The organism is Streptomyces sp. NPDC085927 (assembly GCF_044540975.1).
Classification (GTDB): domain Bacteria; phylum Actinomycetota; class Actinomycetes; order Streptomycetales; family Streptomycetaceae; genus Streptomyces; species Streptomyces hirsutus.
The window spans coordinates 525,080-540,951 of record NZ_JBITSN010000003.1 but is presented as its reverse complement, the minus strand read 5'-3'; the positions used below and the strand labels follow the sequence as shown (position 1 = coordinate 540,951).

Below are 15,872 nucleotides of genomic sequence, written 5' to 3'. Positions count from 1 at the left end.
CGTGCTACGCCTCCCGTGTCGTGTGACGGGTCGTGAAGCGCTCGGCCATCTCGGCGTCCCACCAGACGCTGTACATCTCGAAGTCGGCGTCGGAGTCGTTGACGACGCGGTGCTCGTGGTGGGGCGGGAAGTGCACGATGTCGCCGGCGTGGAACGGCACGCGCTCGCCACCGGACTCCAGGAAGGCCTCGCCGCGCAGGGCGATGAAGATCTCGTACTCGTGGTGGGCGTGCGGGGTGGACGCGGTACCGGGGCGGATGACGCACCAGGAGCCCTCGAAGGGCGCGTTGAGGTCGGGCCAGGGAAGCAGGCGTTGGGCGTCGAGGCCGTTCTCATGGGTGAGGCCGGCGCGGTCGAGGTTCTTGATCAGCACGGGACGTCCTTCTGCTGGGAGCGAGCGTCGGTCAGGCAGTGGCGAGGGCGGGCTCACGGTCCCCGGCAGGGTGCTCCGCGCGGTGCACGAGAATGTCCTCGGTTATCTCCGCCGAACGGGCGGCGAGGACGCTGAGCAGGGAGTCGGCGATGCCGTGGGTGGCCTCGTTGACCCCCTGGAGGTAGAGGGCCCCGGTGGCCGGACGGCCCAGCTCGAGACGGTAGTTGCGGCTGACCCGGAGCCCGTCCAGACCGAGCCCGGTGCCGAGGTCGCGGACCATGCGGGGCATCGCGCCGTCGAAGCCGGTGCCGAGCAGCACCAGGTCGGTGCGCAGCTCGCCGGTGGCGCCGGTGCGGCGGTCGCCGAGGGTCAGGACGATGTCGTCGCCGTCGGTCGCGGCGCCGGTGACGTCGGTCATGGTGATCATGCCGAGCCGGCCGGTGCCTTCCCGCCGGTCCTGGTAGAACTGCCGGTACAGGCTGTCGAGGGTGGCCGGAGCCAGGCCGCCGTAGTTCGCGCGGTGCATCTCCGCGAGCAGCTGACGGCGGGCGTCCGGGGCGGCCTCGTAGAAGTCGTCGACGAACGACGCGTAGAACAGCTCGTTGGTGAACTTGCTGCTCTCGTAGCCGTTCAGACCGATCGAGCGCATGATCATCGTGGGGTGGCAGCCGGGCAGGTCCCGCAGCGCCGCGCCGAACAGCTCGGCCGCGCTCTGCGCCCCGCCGACGACGGCGACCCGCAGCGGCCGGTCGGCCGGGACGGACCCGATGCGCTGCAGGTACTCGGTGGAGTGAATGACCCGCTCGGCGGGCAGCCCCTCGAACACGGCCGGCACATGCGCGTCCCGCCCGGCGCCGATCACCAGGTAACGGCAGCCGATCGTGTCTCCGTCCGCCAGCCCGACCTGCCAGCCGGTGAGTTCCCCGCCGTCGCCGTACACGGGGGTGACCGAGGTGACGTCCCGGCCGTACTCGACGTTCACTTCCTCCAGCGAGTCCGCGACCCACTGGAGGTATTCGGATATCTCACTGCGGTACGGCACCCAGCTGCCGAGGTTGACGAACGCGTCCAGCCGTCCGTGTGCCTGCAGGAAACTGAGGAAGGAGAACCCGCTGCGCGGATTGCGCATCGTGACCAGGTCCTTGAGGAAGGAGACCTGGCTGAGGGCGTCGGGCAGCAGCATGCCCCGCTGCCACATCACGTTCTTCTCGCGCTCGACGACGAGGGTCCGGCCCGCGAGTTCGGGGGCCAGCTCCTCGATCGCGACCGCGAGGGCGAGGTTCGCCGGGCCGGCGCCGACAGCGAGCATTTCGACGGTGCGGTGTGCCATGAAGTACTCCAGATAAAGGGACTGGGCTTCGGTGCGGGGGCTCGTGGGGGGCTCGTGGGGCTCGGGCGAGGGCTCGTGGGGGGGGCATGGCTCCTTGGGGAGCGGCAGCTCCCGGGGACGGACAAGGGCGGCGGGGCGGACCCTCCGAAGGCGCGCCGGCGGCAGGCGGGGCGAAGGCGTCCCTGCCGCCGTCAGATCGGAACCGGCACGGACAGCGGCCGCCGGTCGAGACCGACCCGGGCCGCCGCCGCGTCCAGCCGGGCATCGGTCTGCGCCCGGTCCGCGCCGGTGACCACGACGTACGAGTGACGGGCGATGTAGCCGTTCGGCGGCAGCCGCAGCTCGGCACCGGGTTCCACCAGTGCCTCGGCGGCCAGCAGCCCCTCGGCCTCCGTGGGCGGGGTGACGGAGACGACCTCGCAGTCCTCGGGCGGGTAGCCGAAGCGGATGCCGACCGTGCGGTGCACGGTGTCGGAGAAGTCGGGGCGCAGACCCAGCGCGGCGCGCACGGCGGCGCGGGCCGGGTCGATGCCGGTGGCGAGCTGTCCCAGGCGCGGGATGAGGTCGCCGCCGAGACGGCCGTTGATCTCGACGATGACCGGGCCGCGCGCGGTCAGCTTCACCTCGGTGTGGGTGATGCCGTAGCCGTAGCCGATGGCGCGGTGTGCGGCGCGGACCGTCTCCAGCAGCGTCCCGTCGGTGCGCAGCGGGTCGTCGGCGGCGACGTGGTGGCCGGTCTCCTCGAAGTACGGGAAGAGTCCGACCTGTTTGCGGGCCACGAACATCGGGTGGTACTCGCCGTCGACCACGGCCGCGTCGATGCTGATCTCGGGCCCTTCGAGGTATTCCTCGACCAGCGCGCCGCCCCGGTAGGACACCGCGCCGATCCGGCCGGCCTCGTCGGCGGTGCGGAACGCCTCGGCGACCTCACCGAGGTCCGCCGCGAACACGACGCCGATGCTGGCGCCCATCCCGCGCGGCTTCAGAACGACGGGGCAGCCGATCGTCCCCGCCGCCGCGAGGGCCTCCTCGGCGGTGTCCACCCACGCGTACCGCGGCTGGTCGACACCTGCCGCGGTGAGCAGCCGGCGGCTGCGGAACTTGTCCCGGCAGCCCTCCACGCCGTCCACGCCCGCACCGGGCAGTCCGAGCGCCTCCGCCACGTGGGCGGTCGTCACGATCAGGGTCTCGTCCCAGCTGAGCACCCCGCGCACGGGGACGCGCCCCGCGAGTTCCCCCGCCGCCGCCAGCACGGCCGCCCGGTCGGTGACGTCCACCATGGTGTGCCCGGTGAGGAAGGGGGTCTGCCAGTCGGGCTCCTCGCCCGTGAACAGCCAGACGGGATGCGTCGCCGCCGCGCCGGCCAGCAGGTACTCGCGGTACCTGCGCATGCCGCACCCGATGAGCAGGACCACGCCGTCCGCTCCCGGCTCGCCGTCCACGCCGTTGTGTGCACCGTTGTCGCCCACGCGCTGTTCGCCTCCTGAAACGCACCGAAGCCGAGTGACGACCCGATTCCACGGGGCGTGCGCATTGCCCGGAAGTCATGTCCGGCAAGGCCAATCAACCCGGTCCCAGGCCCGCCCGCGTCCGGTTGATTGGCCGTCGGCCGCGGCCCTTCCGGGCAACTCCGGCCGCCGCTTGCATGGCTGATGTGATCAATTACGACGGCAAGCGATTCAGGAAGGTCCTCACGGACCCGGCCGACGACGCGCCCATCGCGCTCTACCGGCAGCAGGGCGACCTGGTCTGGGCCGAGTTCGCCGGCGGCGACGTCCGGCGCGGCTCGCTCGCGGGCACCCGCGACACGGACGGCGTGATCAGCTTCTCCTACAGCATGGTCCTCGACGACGGGCGCGTGATCTCCGGCCGGAGCGTGAACACCCCGGAGGTCCAGGCCGATGGGCGGATCCGGCTGCACGAGCGCTGGGAGCGCTACGGCGCCCACGCCGGCAGCGGCATCTCGTACATCGAGGAGGTGCGCTGAGGTGTCCGGCGCCGACTTCTCCGCTCTCGCCCGCGAGGTCGAGGGCCGCGTCCTCCTCCCGGGCAGCGCCGGCTTCCGGGTGGGCTCACGGTTGTTCAACACCCGTTACCGGGACCGTGTTCCGGCCGCCGTCGTCACCGCGGCCCACACCGCGGACGTCCAGCGGGCCCTGCTGTGGGCGCGCGAGCGGGGCGTCCCCGTCGTCGCCCGCAACGGCGGTCACAGCTTCGCCGGCTACTCCGTCAACGAGGGCCTGGTCATCGACCTCGGCCGTCTCACGCAGACCCGCGCCGACGGCTCCACCGGGCTGGTCGTCACGGGCGGCGGCGCGAAGATCAGCCATGTCTACGACGCGATGCGGCCGTACGAGATGGTCTTCTCGACCGGCACCAGTCCGACCGTCGGCGTGGCCGGGCTCGCGCTCGGCGGGGGCGCGGCGTTCGCGGCCCGCCGCTACGGCCTGACCGCCGACGCCCTGGTGGAGACCTCGGTGGTGCTGGCCGACGGCTCCCTCGTGGTGGCGAGCGAGCGGGAGAACCCGGACCTGTTCTGGGCGTGCAAGGGCGGCGGCGGCGGAAACTTCGGCATCAACGTCTCCCTCACCTTCCAGGCCCACCCGGTCCCCGACGTCACGACCTTCCACCTCACCTGGAAGTGGGCGGACGCGGCCGCCGTCCTGGACGCCGGCCAGCGCATGGTGCAGCGGGCACCGGACGACTTCGCGGCCCGGCTGGGGGTGTGGACGCACGGCACCGGCCTCGGCGCGATCCGCGACAACCTGGAGGTCACCCTCCAGGGACAGTACTTCGGGCCCGCGCACCGGTGCCTGGAGATCCTCGACCCGGTGCTGACCGCGGCCGCGCCGGTGTCCCGGGACGTGACCGAGCGGACGTTCTGGGAGGCCAACGCGCACATGGTCCACGCGACCACCGGCGACCAGTTCGCACTGCGCTCCAACTACATCCGCGAACCCCTGGCCGCCGGGGGCGTCGAGACCCTGCTGTCCTGGGTGGAGCGCTGGCCCGGCAGCCACAACGCCGACGGCGGCGGGGCCGGACTGTTCTCCTGGGGCGGCGCCATCAACCGGGTGGCCCCCGACGCCACCGCCTTCGTCCACCGCGACACCCTGTTCCTGGTGTCCCTGGACACCTCGTGGACGGACGACGACGGCCCCGCGCGGATCGACGCCAACCTCGACTGGCTGAACGGCCTGCACGCCGCGATGGCCCCGCACGTCACGGGCTCCGCCTACCAGAACTTCGTCGACCCGGAGCTGACCGGCTGGCGCGAGGCCTACTACGGCACCAACTACGAGCGCCTGACGCAGGTGAAGAGGAAGTACGACCCGGACGGGGTCTTCTCCTTCGACCAGGCGATCGGTTCCTGAACTCCCGCGGGCCCCCACCGAGGCTCCCCACGCAGAGGCCTCACCCGGGTCCCCCCATCCCAACGAAGGTGACGCAATGAGTGTGCCCAAATCCAAGGACGACGCCTCCCCCGGCGTCCTCGACGCGCTGCGGGCGACGCCGCGCCCGGTCCGCTACCTCCTCGGGGGCGTGCTGCTCAACCAGCTCGGCGCCTTCGTCCAGACCTTCCTCGTGCTGTACCTGACGCACCGCGGTTACGGCGTCGACCGGGCCGGCTTCCTGCTCGGCGCCTACGGCGTCGGCGCGGTCGCGGGCACCGTCCTGGGCGGCGAGCTGACCCTGCGGCTCGGCAGCCGCAACACCATCATCGCGGCGATGGGCGGTTCCTCGGTCCTGGTCTTCGTCATCCCGTGGCTGGCCGAGCCCGGCACCTATCCGGTGCTGCTCGGGCTGGTCGTCCTGCTCGGCCTGATGACCCAGGCCTACCGCCCGGCCGCCTCCGCGCTGCTGAGCGAGCTGATGCCGGACGAGTTCCGGGTCATGGGCTTCTCCATGCTGCGGATCGCCATGAACATCGGCGCCGCGGCCGGACCGCTGCTCGCCGCCGGCCTCATCCAGATCAACTGGAACCTGCTGTTCTGGTTCGACGGCGTGACCGCCCTCGTCTACGCGCTGCTCGCCGCCGTCCTGCTGCCCAGGCCGGTGAAGAAGGCCTCCGCGCCGGACCCCGCCGAGGGCGCCGCGGCCGAGGAGGAGAAGCAGTCGGCGTACGGCGCGATGATCCGCGACCACCGCTTCCTCTTCTATCTGGCGTCGATGCTGCTCAGTGCGCTCGTCTACGCCCAGTTCTTCTCGGTCCTGCCGATCGACCTGGAGGACGCGGGCCACTCCACGGCCCTCTACAGCGTGGTCCTCACTCTGTCCTCGGCGCTGCTGATCAGCCTGGAGCTGGCGGTGACCGCCCGGGTGAGCCGGTGGCGTGCGAGCACGGCGGCGGCCGTGGGCACGTTCGTGTACTGCCTCGGCGTCGCGGGCTTCGGCCTGCCCGGCAGCGTGCCCGCGCTGATCCTGCTCACCACCGTCGTCAGCGTCGGCGGCCTGATGGTCAGCGGTCCGACCCTGTGGGCCCACCCGGCCAAGGCCGAACAGAGGGTCCGCGGCCGGTACATCGCCGCCTCCCAGGCCGTCTTCGGCCTCGGCTCCGCGATCGGACCGGCTCTCGGCATGCTCATGTGGACCCGCTACGGCGACGGGATCTGGCTCGCCTGCGGAATCGTCGGCGTGCTGGCGGCGGCCCTGGCCTACGCCGGCCTGCGCCCCTCGGACGAGCCGGCCGGGCCGACCGAAGAGGCTGAAGCGGCTGAAGCGGCTGAAGCGGCGCCGCAGGATCCGCCCGCCGGGGCCGGCCCACGCGAGGACTCGGCCGTCGTCGGCTGACGCCGTCCACGTACGGCCCCGGCCGGTGGCCCCGGCTCCTGCGCCCGGTTCCGGTACCGCCCGGCCCGTCCCCCACCCCCGGACGGGCCGGCGCCCCTCATCACCCCGAGTCACGCCCGTACTCACCATCCCTGAGTACCCGTCAAGGAGGCACCCGTGCCCGTCAGTGACACCCTCATGCCCACCGATCCGGCCCACCGCGGCGAGCGGCCCGCTCGCCGGGACCCCCGGGTCGCCACCCGCCGCCGGCTGCTGATGTGCCGGCCGCGGCACTACGACGTCACGTACTCGATCAACCCGTGGATGAATCCCGACCGCAGCACCGACGCCGCGCTCGCGCTGCGCCAGTGGGAGCGGCTGCGCGACCTCTACATCGAACTCGGGCACAGCGTCGAGGAGATCAAGCCGGTCGAGGACCTGCCCGACATGGTGTTCGCCGCCAACGGCGCCACCGTCGTCGACGGCAAGGTCTTCGGCGCCCGCTTCCGGCACGCGGAGCGCACCGCCGAGGGGCCCGCCTACCTGCGCTGGTTCCAGGAGCGTGGCTACCGGGACGTGCTGTGGCCGCAGCACATCAACGAGGGCGAGGGCGACTTCCTCACCGTCGGCCGGCGGATCCTGGCGGGCACCGGCTTCCGTACCGACATCCGCTCGCACGCCGAGGCGCAGGAGTTCTTCGGTCTGCCGGTGACCTCGCTGACGCTGGTCGACCCCCGGCACTACCACCTCGACACCGCGCTCGCGGTGCTCTCGGACGACGAGATCATGTACTACCCCGAGGCGTTCACCCCGGGCAGCCGGGCCGTGCTGCGCACGCTGTTCCCGAACGCCGTGATCGCCTCCGCCGAGGACGCCGCCGTCTTCGGCCTGAACGCCTTCTCCGACGGCCGTCACGTCCTGCTGCCGACCGCCGCCGAGGGCCTGCGGGCCCAGCTGCGCGCCCACGGCTTCGAACCGGTCGGCGTCGAGCTCACCGAACTGCTCAAGGCGGGCGGCAGCGTCAAGTGCTGCACCCTGGAGCTGCGTGACCGCTGACCCCCGCCCCTCCCCGTTCCGGGAGAGCACCCTCATGTCCCCCGCACCCGCGTTTGTGGACAGCCGTGCCCGATAACCCGGCCTGCTCGTCGGGCGCCGCCCCGGTACCGCCTCCGCGACCGCACACCACGCGCCGCGGGGGCGCACCCATCGGGCCGGCGCCCTGCGCGAGCGCCGCCTGGCGCAGGACGCGAGGAGCCCGGTCGGTCCGGTTGGCACTGAGCCACAGGTGACGCCGATGCTCCCCTCAGGGCAGCGGGGAGCCCTCGTAGGGGCCGTGGGGGTGGCGATCCGCTCCGGATCACCGCAGGGGCGCCCGTCCAGCGGGTGCCGTTCCAGGTCCGGGTGGCGGCGCAGGCTCGGCCGCATGGTGGAGTCCTCCGAGCCGGTCCTCAGTGCCCTCCCCCTTGCCCCCGAGCGGAGGAGCTCGAGGAAAGGTGCCCGGAGCCGGACTTGAACCGGCACGCCCCCAGCAGGGGCAGCGAGGTTTAAGCTCGCCGTGTCTGCATTCCACCATCCGGGCAGGCCATGGGCTCCGCGTCGGGCCCCCCGAGCCTATCGGGACCCCTCACCCGAACTGCGGGGTGGTGGGCCGATGTTGTCTTATTTTATTGGCGCCTGAGGGTGTATCAGGCCACGGAAATCGCCATCAGCACATGCCACCAGCCTTGCGCGCGGGGACCCGGCCGCACGTACGGAATGACGGAATTTCACCGTCCGAACAAGGGTGCTCCACCTGTTCTCACGGCAACCGGCGCCGGGAGGGCCCCGCTCGGCTCGAAAACGCTTTCTCCTCGGAGCCGGCACCCTCGCCTCCCCGGAGACCGCCGTCACCCCCAGGTATGACGGCGGTCTCCGGCGTCCACCCTGAGTCGCCCCCCGGAACCGGAGCTGCGGGTGACTACACGGCGGCCGGCGGGCGGAACGATGGATCTCGTTCCGTTGCCGTGAAACGTCGTCCCGTCAGGAGTGCCCATCCCGTGACCACCGCACCCATCGCCGACCGGACCACCACCGTGGCCGCACGTGCCACGGAGCTGTCGAAGATCTACGGCCAGGGCGAGACCCAGGTGGTCGCCCTCGACCAGGTCTCCGTGGACTTCCGGCAGGCCGAGTTCACCGCGATCATGGGCCCCTCCGGTTCCGGCAAGTCCACGCTGATGCACTGTGTGGCCGGCCTCGACACGTTCTCGGCCGGTTCCGTGCGTATCGGTGACACCGAGCTGGGCTCCCTCAAGGACAAGCAGCTCACCAAGCTGCGCCGGGACAAGATCGGCTTCATCTTCCAAGCGTTCAACCTGCTGCCGACCCTGACGGCCCTGGAGAACATCACCCTCCCGATGGACATCGCGGGGCGCAAGCCGGACAAGCAGTGGCTCGACACCGTGATCCGGATGATCGGCCTGTCCGACCGGCTGAGCCACCGGCCGTCCCAGCTGTCCGGCGGTCAGCAGCAGCGGGTCGCCGTCGCGCGGGCACTGGCCTCCAGGCCCGAGATCATCTTCGGCGACGAGCCCACCGGCAACCTCGACTCCCGTTCCGGCGCCGAGGTCCTCGGCTTCCTGCGCAACTCCGTGCGCGAGCTGGGGCAGACGGTGGTCATGGTGACCCACGACCCGGTCGCCGCGGCCTACGCGGACCGGGTGGTGTTCCTCGCGGACGGCAGGATCGTGGACGAGGTGCACGGGCCGACGGCCGACTCGGTGCTCGACCGCATGAAGCAGTTCGACGCCAAGGGCCGTACGAGCTGAGCCGTCACCGGCCGAGCCGCCGTCAGCGCACAACCGCCCCTCACCTCTTCCGGTGATGCGACCTCACTTCTGCTGACGCCCCCGCCCCCCACTCGTACGACTGGACTCGAGAAGACACCCATGTTCCGTACCGCCTTGCGCAATGTGTTCGCGCACAAGGCCCGGCTCCTGATGACCGTGCTCGCCGTGATGCTCGGCGTGGCCTTCGTGTCGGGGACCCTGGTCTTCACCAACACCATCTCCGACGCCTTGCAGAAGAGCTCCGCCAAGGGCTTCGACCACGTCGACGTCGCCGTCGCCCCCGGATGGAAGCAGGCCGAGGGCGACCGGCTCGGTGAGGTCCAGGAGCTGACCTCGGCCACGGTCGAGGACAGCGCCGAGGTGCCCGGCGCCGCGCAGGCCATCGGCGTCGTCACCGGGTTCACCGCGATGGCCGACCAGGACGGCAAGCTGATCGGCGACGGCTTCCAGTCGCAGGGTGGCAACTACTGGGGCACCGACGACCCCCGCTACCCGTTGGCCGAAGGGCACGCGCCGAAGGGCGCCGACGAGATCCTCATCGACGCCGAGACCGCGAAGCGCACCGGCTACCGGGTCGGCGACACCGTGCGGATGTCGGTCGACGGCCCCGTCCTCGAGCCGGTCGTCACCGGCATCTTCACCACCGACGACGGCAATGTCGCGGCCGGCGGCAGCCTCGCGCTGTTCGACACGGCGACCGCGCAGAAGCTGTTCGGCAAGGAGGGCACGTTCGACGAGATCGCCGTCAAGGCGAAGGACGGCGTCTCCGAGACCGCGCTGAAGGCGCAGCTGGACAAGGCGCTGCCCGAGGGTGCCGTGGAGACCACCACCGGCACGCAGCTCGCCGACGACCAGGCGAGCATGATCGCCTCCTCGATGAGCGGGCTGAAGCAGAGCCTGCTGGTGTTCGCCGGCATCGCGCTGTTCGTCGGTACGTTCATCATCGCCAACACCTTCACCATGCTGGTCGCCCAGCGCACCCGGGAGCTGGCGCTGATGCGCGCGGTCGGCGCCTCCCGCCGGCAGGTCACCCGGTCGGTGCTGATCGAGGCGTTCGTGGTGGGCGCGGTCGCCGCCGTGGTCGGGCTGCTCACCGGTATCGGCATCGGGGCCGGCCTGCGTGCCCTGATGGGGACGTTCGAGGCGACCGTGCCCGCCGGCCCGCTGGTGGTCACGCCGGGCACCGTCGCCACCGCGTTCGCGGTCGGCATCCTGATCACCATGCTCGCCGCGTGGCTGCCCGGCCGCCGGGCCGCGAAGATCCCGCCGGTGGCGGCGATGAGCTCCGTGCACGCCAAGGCGACCACCAAGTCGCTGGTGCTGCGCAACACGCTGGGCGGGCTCTTCTCGGGCGCCGGCATCGCGGTGGTCCTCGCGGCGACGACGATGAGCGGCTCGGACGGCCAGGCCCCCATGGGTCTCGGCGCGGTGCTGCTGATCATCGGCGTGTTCATCCTGACCCCGCTGCTGTCCCGTCCGCTGATCGCCGCCGCGGCGCCGGTGCTGCGCCTCTTCGGGGTGTCCGGGAAGCTGGCCCGGCAGAACGCGGTGCGCAACCCGCGCCGTACGGCCGCGACCGCGTCCGCGCTGATGATCGGGCTCACCCTGATCACCGGAATGACGGTGGTGGCGGGCAGCCTGCAGAACGCCATCGACAAGATGGCCGCCTCCGCGATCGAGGCCGACTACGTGGTGTCGATGGCGAACGGCAACTCGCTGTCGCCGGACGTCGCGCGGACACTGAAGCAGTCCGAGGACGTCACGGCCAGCAGCCCGCTGCGCAACGCGGCCGCCCGTATCGACGGGCAGACGGAGTACCTGACCGGCGTCGACGGTTCCTCGATCGACGAGCTGACCGACTTCCCGGTCCGCGACGGCGCCTTCGAGGTGGCCGGCACGCGGATCGTCGTCGACCGCAGGACGGCCGAGGGGTACGGCTGGAAGGTCGGTTCGGGCTTCACCCTCACCCACGAGGACGGCAAGAAGCAGGAGCTGACGGTCGCCGGGGTCTACGAGGGCAACGAGATGTTCAGCGGCATCCTGCTCGACACCGCCGCCCTCACCCCGCACCAGCGGGACCCGGTCGACATGCAGGTCATGGTGAAGACCTCCGGCGGGGCCTCCGACGCGGCGAAGGACCGGCTGGTGGAGGCCCTCGGCACCAACCCCGCCGTCAAGGTGCAGGACAAGAAGGACATCTCCAACGAACTGGCGTCCATGTTCACGCTGATGCTGAACATGGTCTACGGACTGCTGGCGATGGCCGTGCTCGTCGCGGTGCTCGGCGTCATCAACACCCTGGCCATGTCGGTGTTCGAGCGCTCCCAGGAGATCGGCATGCTCCGCGCGATCGGCCTGGACCGCAAGGGCATCAAGCGGATGGTCCGCCTGGAGTCCCTGGTGATCTCCCTGTTCGGCGGAGTGCTCGGCATCGGTCTGGGCGTGTTCTTCGGCTGGGCGGCCGGGCAGCTGGTGGGCTCGAGGATGGCGACGTACGAACTGATCCTGCCCTGGGGCCGGATGGCGGTCTTCCTGCTGCTGGCCGGCGTCGTGGGCGTGCTCGCGGCCCTGTGGCCGGCCCGGCGGGCGGCACGGCTGAACATGCTCCAGGCCATCAAGGCGGAGTAGTACGGGAGAGCGGGGCGCGGGCCCTGTTCCGGTGGCCGCACTCGGCCGGACTCCTGGCGTCGGCCGGAGTCGGTCGGGGTCGGTCACCGGAGCAGGGCCCGTCGTCGTGCCTGCCGCCGTGCCCGTGGTCGTGCCCGTGGTCGTGCCAGGGGGCAGGGGCCGCGGTCAGTTCCAGGCGCGGGCGCGCAGGGGCAGGCCGGAGGCGCCGGATTCGGGGGTCTTCACGGCCAGGACCTGGTTGACGCCGATGCGGTTGCGTTCGAAGGCGAGCGCGGAGGCGGCCATGTACAGCCGCCAGACGCGGGCACGGCCCGGCCCGGTGAGCGTGACGGCCCGGTCCCAGCCGGCCTCCAGGTTCGCCACCCAGCGGCGCAGGGTGAGGGCGTAGTGTTCGCGGATCGACTCGACGTCGCGCGCCTCGAAGCCGGCCCGCTCCAGCAGGGACACGGTGGTGCCCACGGGGGCGAGTTCGCCGTCGGGGAAGACGTAGGCGTCGATGAACGGGTTCAGTGCGTACTCCGTCTCGTCCCGGTGCGGGCGGCGTGCGATCTGGTGGTTCAGCAGCCGTCCGCCGGGCTTGAGGAGGCGGTGCAGAGCGGTGGCGTACTCCAGATAGAGCGGGGAGCCGACGTGTTCGGCCATGCCGATCGAGGAGATCGCCTCGTAGGGGCCGTCCGTGACATCACGGTAGTCCTGTACGCGGATCTCGACCCGGTCGGTGAGCCCTGCGTCGGCGACGCGCTTGCGGGCGTACGCGGCCTGCTCCTGGGAGAGGGTGATGCCGACGACGCTCACGCCGTGCTCGCGGGCGGCGTGGATCGCCATGGAACCCCAGCCGCAGCCGACGTCCAGCAGCCGTTGGCCGGGGGTCAGCGCGAGCTTGCGGCAGATGAGTTCGAGCTTGTCGTGCTGGGCCTGTTCGAGGGTGGCACGCGGAGACGGGGCGGGCCAGTAGGCGCAGGAGTACACCATGGACGGGCCGAGGACGATCTCGTAGAAGTCGTTGCCGACGTCGTAGTGGTGGCTGATGGCGCGTTTGTCGCTGCGCTTGGTGTGGAGGCCGCGGTGGGGCCTGCGGATCTCCTCCGGGGGCGGGCCGGGCGGCAGCGGCGGGCCGGCCAGCGCGACGAGGCCGCGGACGGCCGCACGGACGCCGGGGTCGCGCAGGGACCGGGCGAGGGTGGGGGTGTCCTCGCCGCGCTCCCAGAGGAGACCGGAGACGAGTTTGAGGACGGTGTACAGGTCGCCCTCGACGTCCAGGTCGCCGGACACCCAGGCGCGGGCGAGGCCGAGTTCGCCCGGCTTCCACAGCAGGTGGCGCACGGCGCGGCGGTTGCGTACGACGAGGATCGGGGCGTCCGGCGGACCGGCCTGTGATCCGTCCCAGGCGCGGACGCGCAACGGGAGCGGTGCGCCCACCAGCTGTTCGACAAGGCCCTTCAGCCGCGAGGCGGCATCTCTCATGGTGTGCACCTCCGATAGGGGCGTCCCCTGCTCGAGCGACGTCGAGAGCTCGGGAAGGCCAAATCCCGGAATGTCGTGTCGTCACCACGTAAACACCTGCGGGGCGCGCGGCAGTCCTAGGCGCGCGTCATGAGTGGGCAAAACGCCGAAAGGGCCGCCCGCACCACGGATGGCGGGCGGCCCTTTCGGGAGCCGAGGACGGCCTGGCCGACGACCCGGAGCCTGTCGCTCGGAGCAGGAGCGCCAGATGGGACGCGGATCGGACGGGCCGGCGGATCAAACGGACCGGTCGATCGGACGGACCGGCGGATCAGGCGGACCGGAGGTCGCCCGGCCGTACGCGGGCCCGGAGGGCCGGCGGGTCGGGCGACCAGCGGTCGATCGGCCTGGCGTCAGGAGGCGTTGGCCTTCTCGGCCTTCTCGGTCGATTCCTTCTTGGCGGCCGCGGGCAGCGGCGCCGGCTTCGCGGCCTCGTAGAACTCGTCGCGCGGGGACTGGATCGCGCCCAGCGAGACGACCTCGCGCTTGAGGAATACGGCGAGCGTCCAGTCGGCGAAGACACGGATCTTGCGGTTCCAGGTCGGCATCGCGAGACCGTGGTAGCCACGGTGCATGTACCAGGCGAGCCGGCCCTTGAGCTTGATCTTCATCTTGCCCATGACGATCATCGCCACGCCCTTGTGCAGGCCGAGGCCCGCCACGGCGCCCTTGTTGGCGTGGCTGTAGTCCTTCTGCGGGAAGCCCCGCATGCCGGAGACCACGTTGTCGCCGAGGACCTTGGCCTGGCGCAGGGCGTGCTGGGCGTTCGGCGGGCACCAGGCGTTCTCGTTGCCGGCCTTGCGGCCCACGAGGTCCGGCACCTGGGCGTTGTCGCCCGCGGCCCAGATGTAGTCGGTGCCGGTGACCTGGAGGGTCGGCTGGGTGTCGACGTGGCCGCGCGGGCCCAGCGGGAGGCCGAAGCGGGCCAGCGCCGGGTTCGGCTTGACGCCGGCCGTCCACACGATGGTGTTGGAGTCGACCTCGAGGCCGTTCTTCAGCACGACGTGGCCGTCGACGCAGGAGTCCATGGAGGTGGAGAGGTAGACCTCGACACCACGGCCCTCGAGGTGCTCCTTGCCGTACTTGCCGAGCTTGGGACCCACCTCGGGGAGGATCTTGTCGGCAGCGTCGACGAGGACGAAGCGCATGTCCTCACGGGACACGTTCCTGTAGTACTTGGCCGCGTCCCGGGCCATGTCCTCGACCTCGCCGATGGTCTCCGCACCCGCGAAGCCGCCACCGACGAAGACGAAGGTGAGCGCCTTGCGGCGGATCTCCTCGTCCGTGGTGGAGTCGGCCTTGTCGAGCTGCTCGAGGACGTGGTTGCGCAGGCCGATGGCCTCCTCGATGCCCTTCATGCCGATGCCCTGCTCGGCGAGGCCGGGGATCGGGAAGGTACGGGAGACCGCGCCCAGCGCGATGATCAGGTAGTCGAAGGGCAGCTCGTAGGCCTCGCCGACGAGCGGCGCGACCGTGGCGACCTTGCGGTCCTGGTCGATGGTGGTGACCCGGCCGGTGAGGACCTCCGCCTTGGGGAGCACGCGTCGCAGGGGGACGACGACGTGCCGCGGGGAGATGTTGCCGGCGGCGGCTTCGGGCAGGAAGGGCTGGTAGGTCATGTACGACCGCGGGTCGACGACGGTGACGGTCGCCTCGCCGTAACGCATCTTCTTCTGGATGCGCCGAGCTGCGTACAGGCCTACGTACCCACCGCCTACTACGAGGATCCTGGGACGCTCCGTGGTGCTCATGCCATCGAGTATCCACCCGCCCGAGGGGGTGCGTTCGTGCGCCCCTTCACAAGCTTGGTCAGCGGTCGTGTTACACTTCCCGGCTTTTGTGATCAAGCCCATGCCGGGAGTCGGGAACCAGGACCCTGCCCGACCCGTTGTCAATGCCGCGTGAGCTGCCTCTCTTCGATCCCGGCGACGCCGTGAGTCCCCCCGCGTGCCCTCGGGGGCAACCTGCCGGACGCCTCTCGCCCACACCTTCTGAACATGTTCAAAGCAGCCCAGGGGGCCCGAAAGGGGCAACCGGACTCAGTTCTTCGACCTACCGGGGCAATTTCCTTGTGAAGAACTTCACGAACTTTCCCGCCGGCAGGCCCCGAAAGGGCCGGTCGGCCCCTTCCCTCAGCCGCTCAAACGGTATCCACGCTGCTCAGCGGAGTGCTGTTCGGCGCCGAGTTCGTCGAGGCTGTCGGCGCTCCGGTCCGTCATGGTGCGCACCGCCTGGACCCGCGAGGCACCGGCACGGCTTGTCCTCCTGCTGGGGCTCCCCGGCTGATTCGCGGCACGCGCAGGGGTGGAGAAGCCGGGAATGGCAAGGGCCGCCAAGAGCACGCCGGCGGCGAGCGCGCCGCGCCGGGGCGGGCCCGCGTCCGCCCTTCCGAGGTCCGTCAACTCCCGCCGGTGCCGGCCGGATCGGATCCCACGACGGA

11 protein-coding genes and 1 tRNA gene are annotated in these 15,872 nt (G+C 71.3%); 6 read left to right on the top strand and 6 right to left on the bottom strand.

The window, feature by feature from the left end:
- Positions 1-4: 4 nt before the first annotated feature.
- The 3 genes from ACIF80_RS11500 to ACIF80_RS11490 form a co-directional block, all read right to left on the bottom strand.
- The gene (locus ACIF80_RS11500; protein WP_399802405.1) at positions 5-373 is read right to left on the bottom strand and encodes a cupin domain-containing protein; all 369 of its coding nucleotides are present in this window, start codon (positions 371-373) and stop codon (positions 5-7) included.
- A 31-nt stretch (positions 374-404) separates the two neighbouring features.
- Complete coding sequence (locus tag ACIF80_RS11495; RefSeq protein WP_399802402.1) at positions 405-1,703, bottom strand: SidA/IucD/PvdA family monooxygenase; 1,299 nt, start codon at positions 1,701-1,703, stop codon at positions 405-407.
- Between the two features lie 191 nt (positions 1,704-1,894).
- Positions 1,895-3,172 carry an acetyl-CoA carboxylase biotin carboxylase subunit family protein gene (locus tag ACIF80_RS11490; RefSeq protein WP_399802399.1) on the bottom strand — a complete coding sequence of 426 codons (1,278 nt, stop codon included), beginning with the start codon at positions 3,170-3,172 and terminating at the stop codon, positions 1,895-1,897.
- A 176-nt stretch (positions 3,173-3,348) separates the two neighbouring features.
- Between ACIF80_RS11490 and ACIF80_RS11485 the strand changes: the two genes are divergently transcribed.
- From ACIF80_RS11485 to ddaH, 4 genes are all read left to right on the top strand, one after another.
- Entirely contained in the window at positions 3,349-3,690 is a 342-nt protein-coding gene (locus ACIF80_RS11485; protein WP_399802397.1) for a hypothetical protein, read from the top strand.
- Position 3,691: 1 nt separating this feature from the next.
- Positions 3,692-5,077: an FAD-binding oxidoreductase gene (locus tag ACIF80_RS11480; protein WP_399802395.1), complete on the top strand. Its 1,386-nt coding sequence runs from the start codon at positions 3,692-3,694 to the stop codon at positions 5,075-5,077.
- A 76-nt stretch (positions 5,078-5,153) separates the two neighbouring features.
- Positions 5,154-6,494: an MFS transporter gene (locus ACIF80_RS11475; RefSeq protein ID WP_399802392.1), complete on the top strand. Its 1,341-nt coding sequence runs from the start codon at positions 5,154-5,156 to the stop codon at positions 6,492-6,494.
- A 177-nt stretch (positions 6,495-6,671) separates the two neighbouring features.
- Positions 6,672-7,529 (top strand): dimethylargininase, encoded by an 858-nt coding sequence (ddaH, locus tag ACIF80_RS11470; RefSeq protein ID WP_399802655.1) that lies wholly within the window; start codon positions 6,672-6,674, stop codon positions 7,527-7,529.
- 438 nt (positions 7,530-7,967) lie between these two features.
- Here ddaH and ACIF80_RS11465 read toward each other — a convergent pair.
- A tRNA-Leu gene (locus ACIF80_RS11465) sits at positions 7,968-8,052 on the bottom strand.
- Positions 8,053-8,509: 457 nt separating this feature from the next.
- Here ACIF80_RS11465 and ACIF80_RS11460 point away from each other — a divergent pair.
- Both ACIF80_RS11460 and ACIF80_RS11455 read left to right on the top strand, forming a co-directional pair.
- Complete coding sequence (locus ACIF80_RS11460; RefSeq protein WP_399802389.1) at positions 8,510-9,280, top strand: ABC transporter ATP-binding protein; 771 nt, start codon at positions 8,510-8,512, stop codon at positions 9,278-9,280.
- Positions 9,281-9,400: 120 nt separating this feature from the next.
- On the top strand, positions 9,401-11,929 hold the full coding sequence (locus ACIF80_RS11455; protein WP_399802387.1) for an ABC transporter permease: 2,529 nt from the start codon (positions 9,401-9,403) through the stop codon (positions 11,927-11,929).
- Between the two features lie 165 nt (positions 11,930-12,094).
- Here ACIF80_RS11455 and ACIF80_RS11450 read toward each other — a convergent pair whose 3' ends face one another.
- Both ACIF80_RS11450 and ACIF80_RS11445 read right to left on the bottom strand, forming a co-directional pair.
- Positions 12,095-13,393 carry a class I SAM-dependent methyltransferase gene (locus ACIF80_RS11450; protein ID WP_399802384.1) on the bottom strand — a complete coding sequence of 433 codons (1,299 nt, stop codon included), beginning with the start codon at positions 13,391-13,393 and terminating at the stop codon, positions 12,095-12,097.
- 392 nt (positions 13,394-13,785) lie between these two features.
- The gene (locus tag ACIF80_RS11445; RefSeq protein WP_399802381.1) at positions 13,786-15,183 is read right to left on the bottom strand and encodes an NAD(P)/FAD-dependent oxidoreductase; all 1,398 of its coding nucleotides are present in this window, start codon (positions 15,181-15,183) and stop codon (positions 13,786-13,788) included.
- Positions 15,184-15,872 lie beyond the last annotated feature (689 nt).

Excerpts from the sequence above, each read along its gene's own strand:
- ACIF80_RS11455 (WP_399802387.1), top strand. The coding sequence starts at position 9,401 with ATGTTCCGTACCGCCTTGCGCAATGTGTTCGCGCACAAGGCCCGGCTC.
- ACIF80_RS11485 (WP_399802397.1), top strand. The coding sequence starts at position 3,349 with ATGGCTGATGTGATCAATTACGACGGCAAGCGATTCAGGAAGGTCCTC.
- ddaH (WP_399802655.1), top strand. The coding sequence starts at position 6,672 with ATGCCCACCGATCCGGCCCACCGCGGCGAGCGGCCCGCTCGCCGGGAC.
- ACIF80_RS11475 (WP_399802392.1), top strand. The coding sequence starts at position 5,154 with ATGAGTGTGCCCAAATCCAAGGACGACGCCTCCCCCGGCGTCCTCGAC.
- ACIF80_RS11445 (WP_399802381.1), bottom strand. The coding sequence starts at position 15,183 with ATGAGCACCACGGAGCGTCCCAGGATCCTCGTAGTAGGCGGTGGGTAC.
- ACIF80_RS11450 (WP_399802384.1), bottom strand. The coding sequence starts at position 13,393 with ATGAGAGATGCCGCCTCGCGGCTGAAGGGCCTTGTCGAACAGCTGGTG.
- ACIF80_RS11495 (WP_399802402.1), bottom strand. The coding sequence starts at position 1,703 with ATGGCACACCGCACCGTCGAAATGCTCGCTGTCGGCGCCGGCCCGGCG.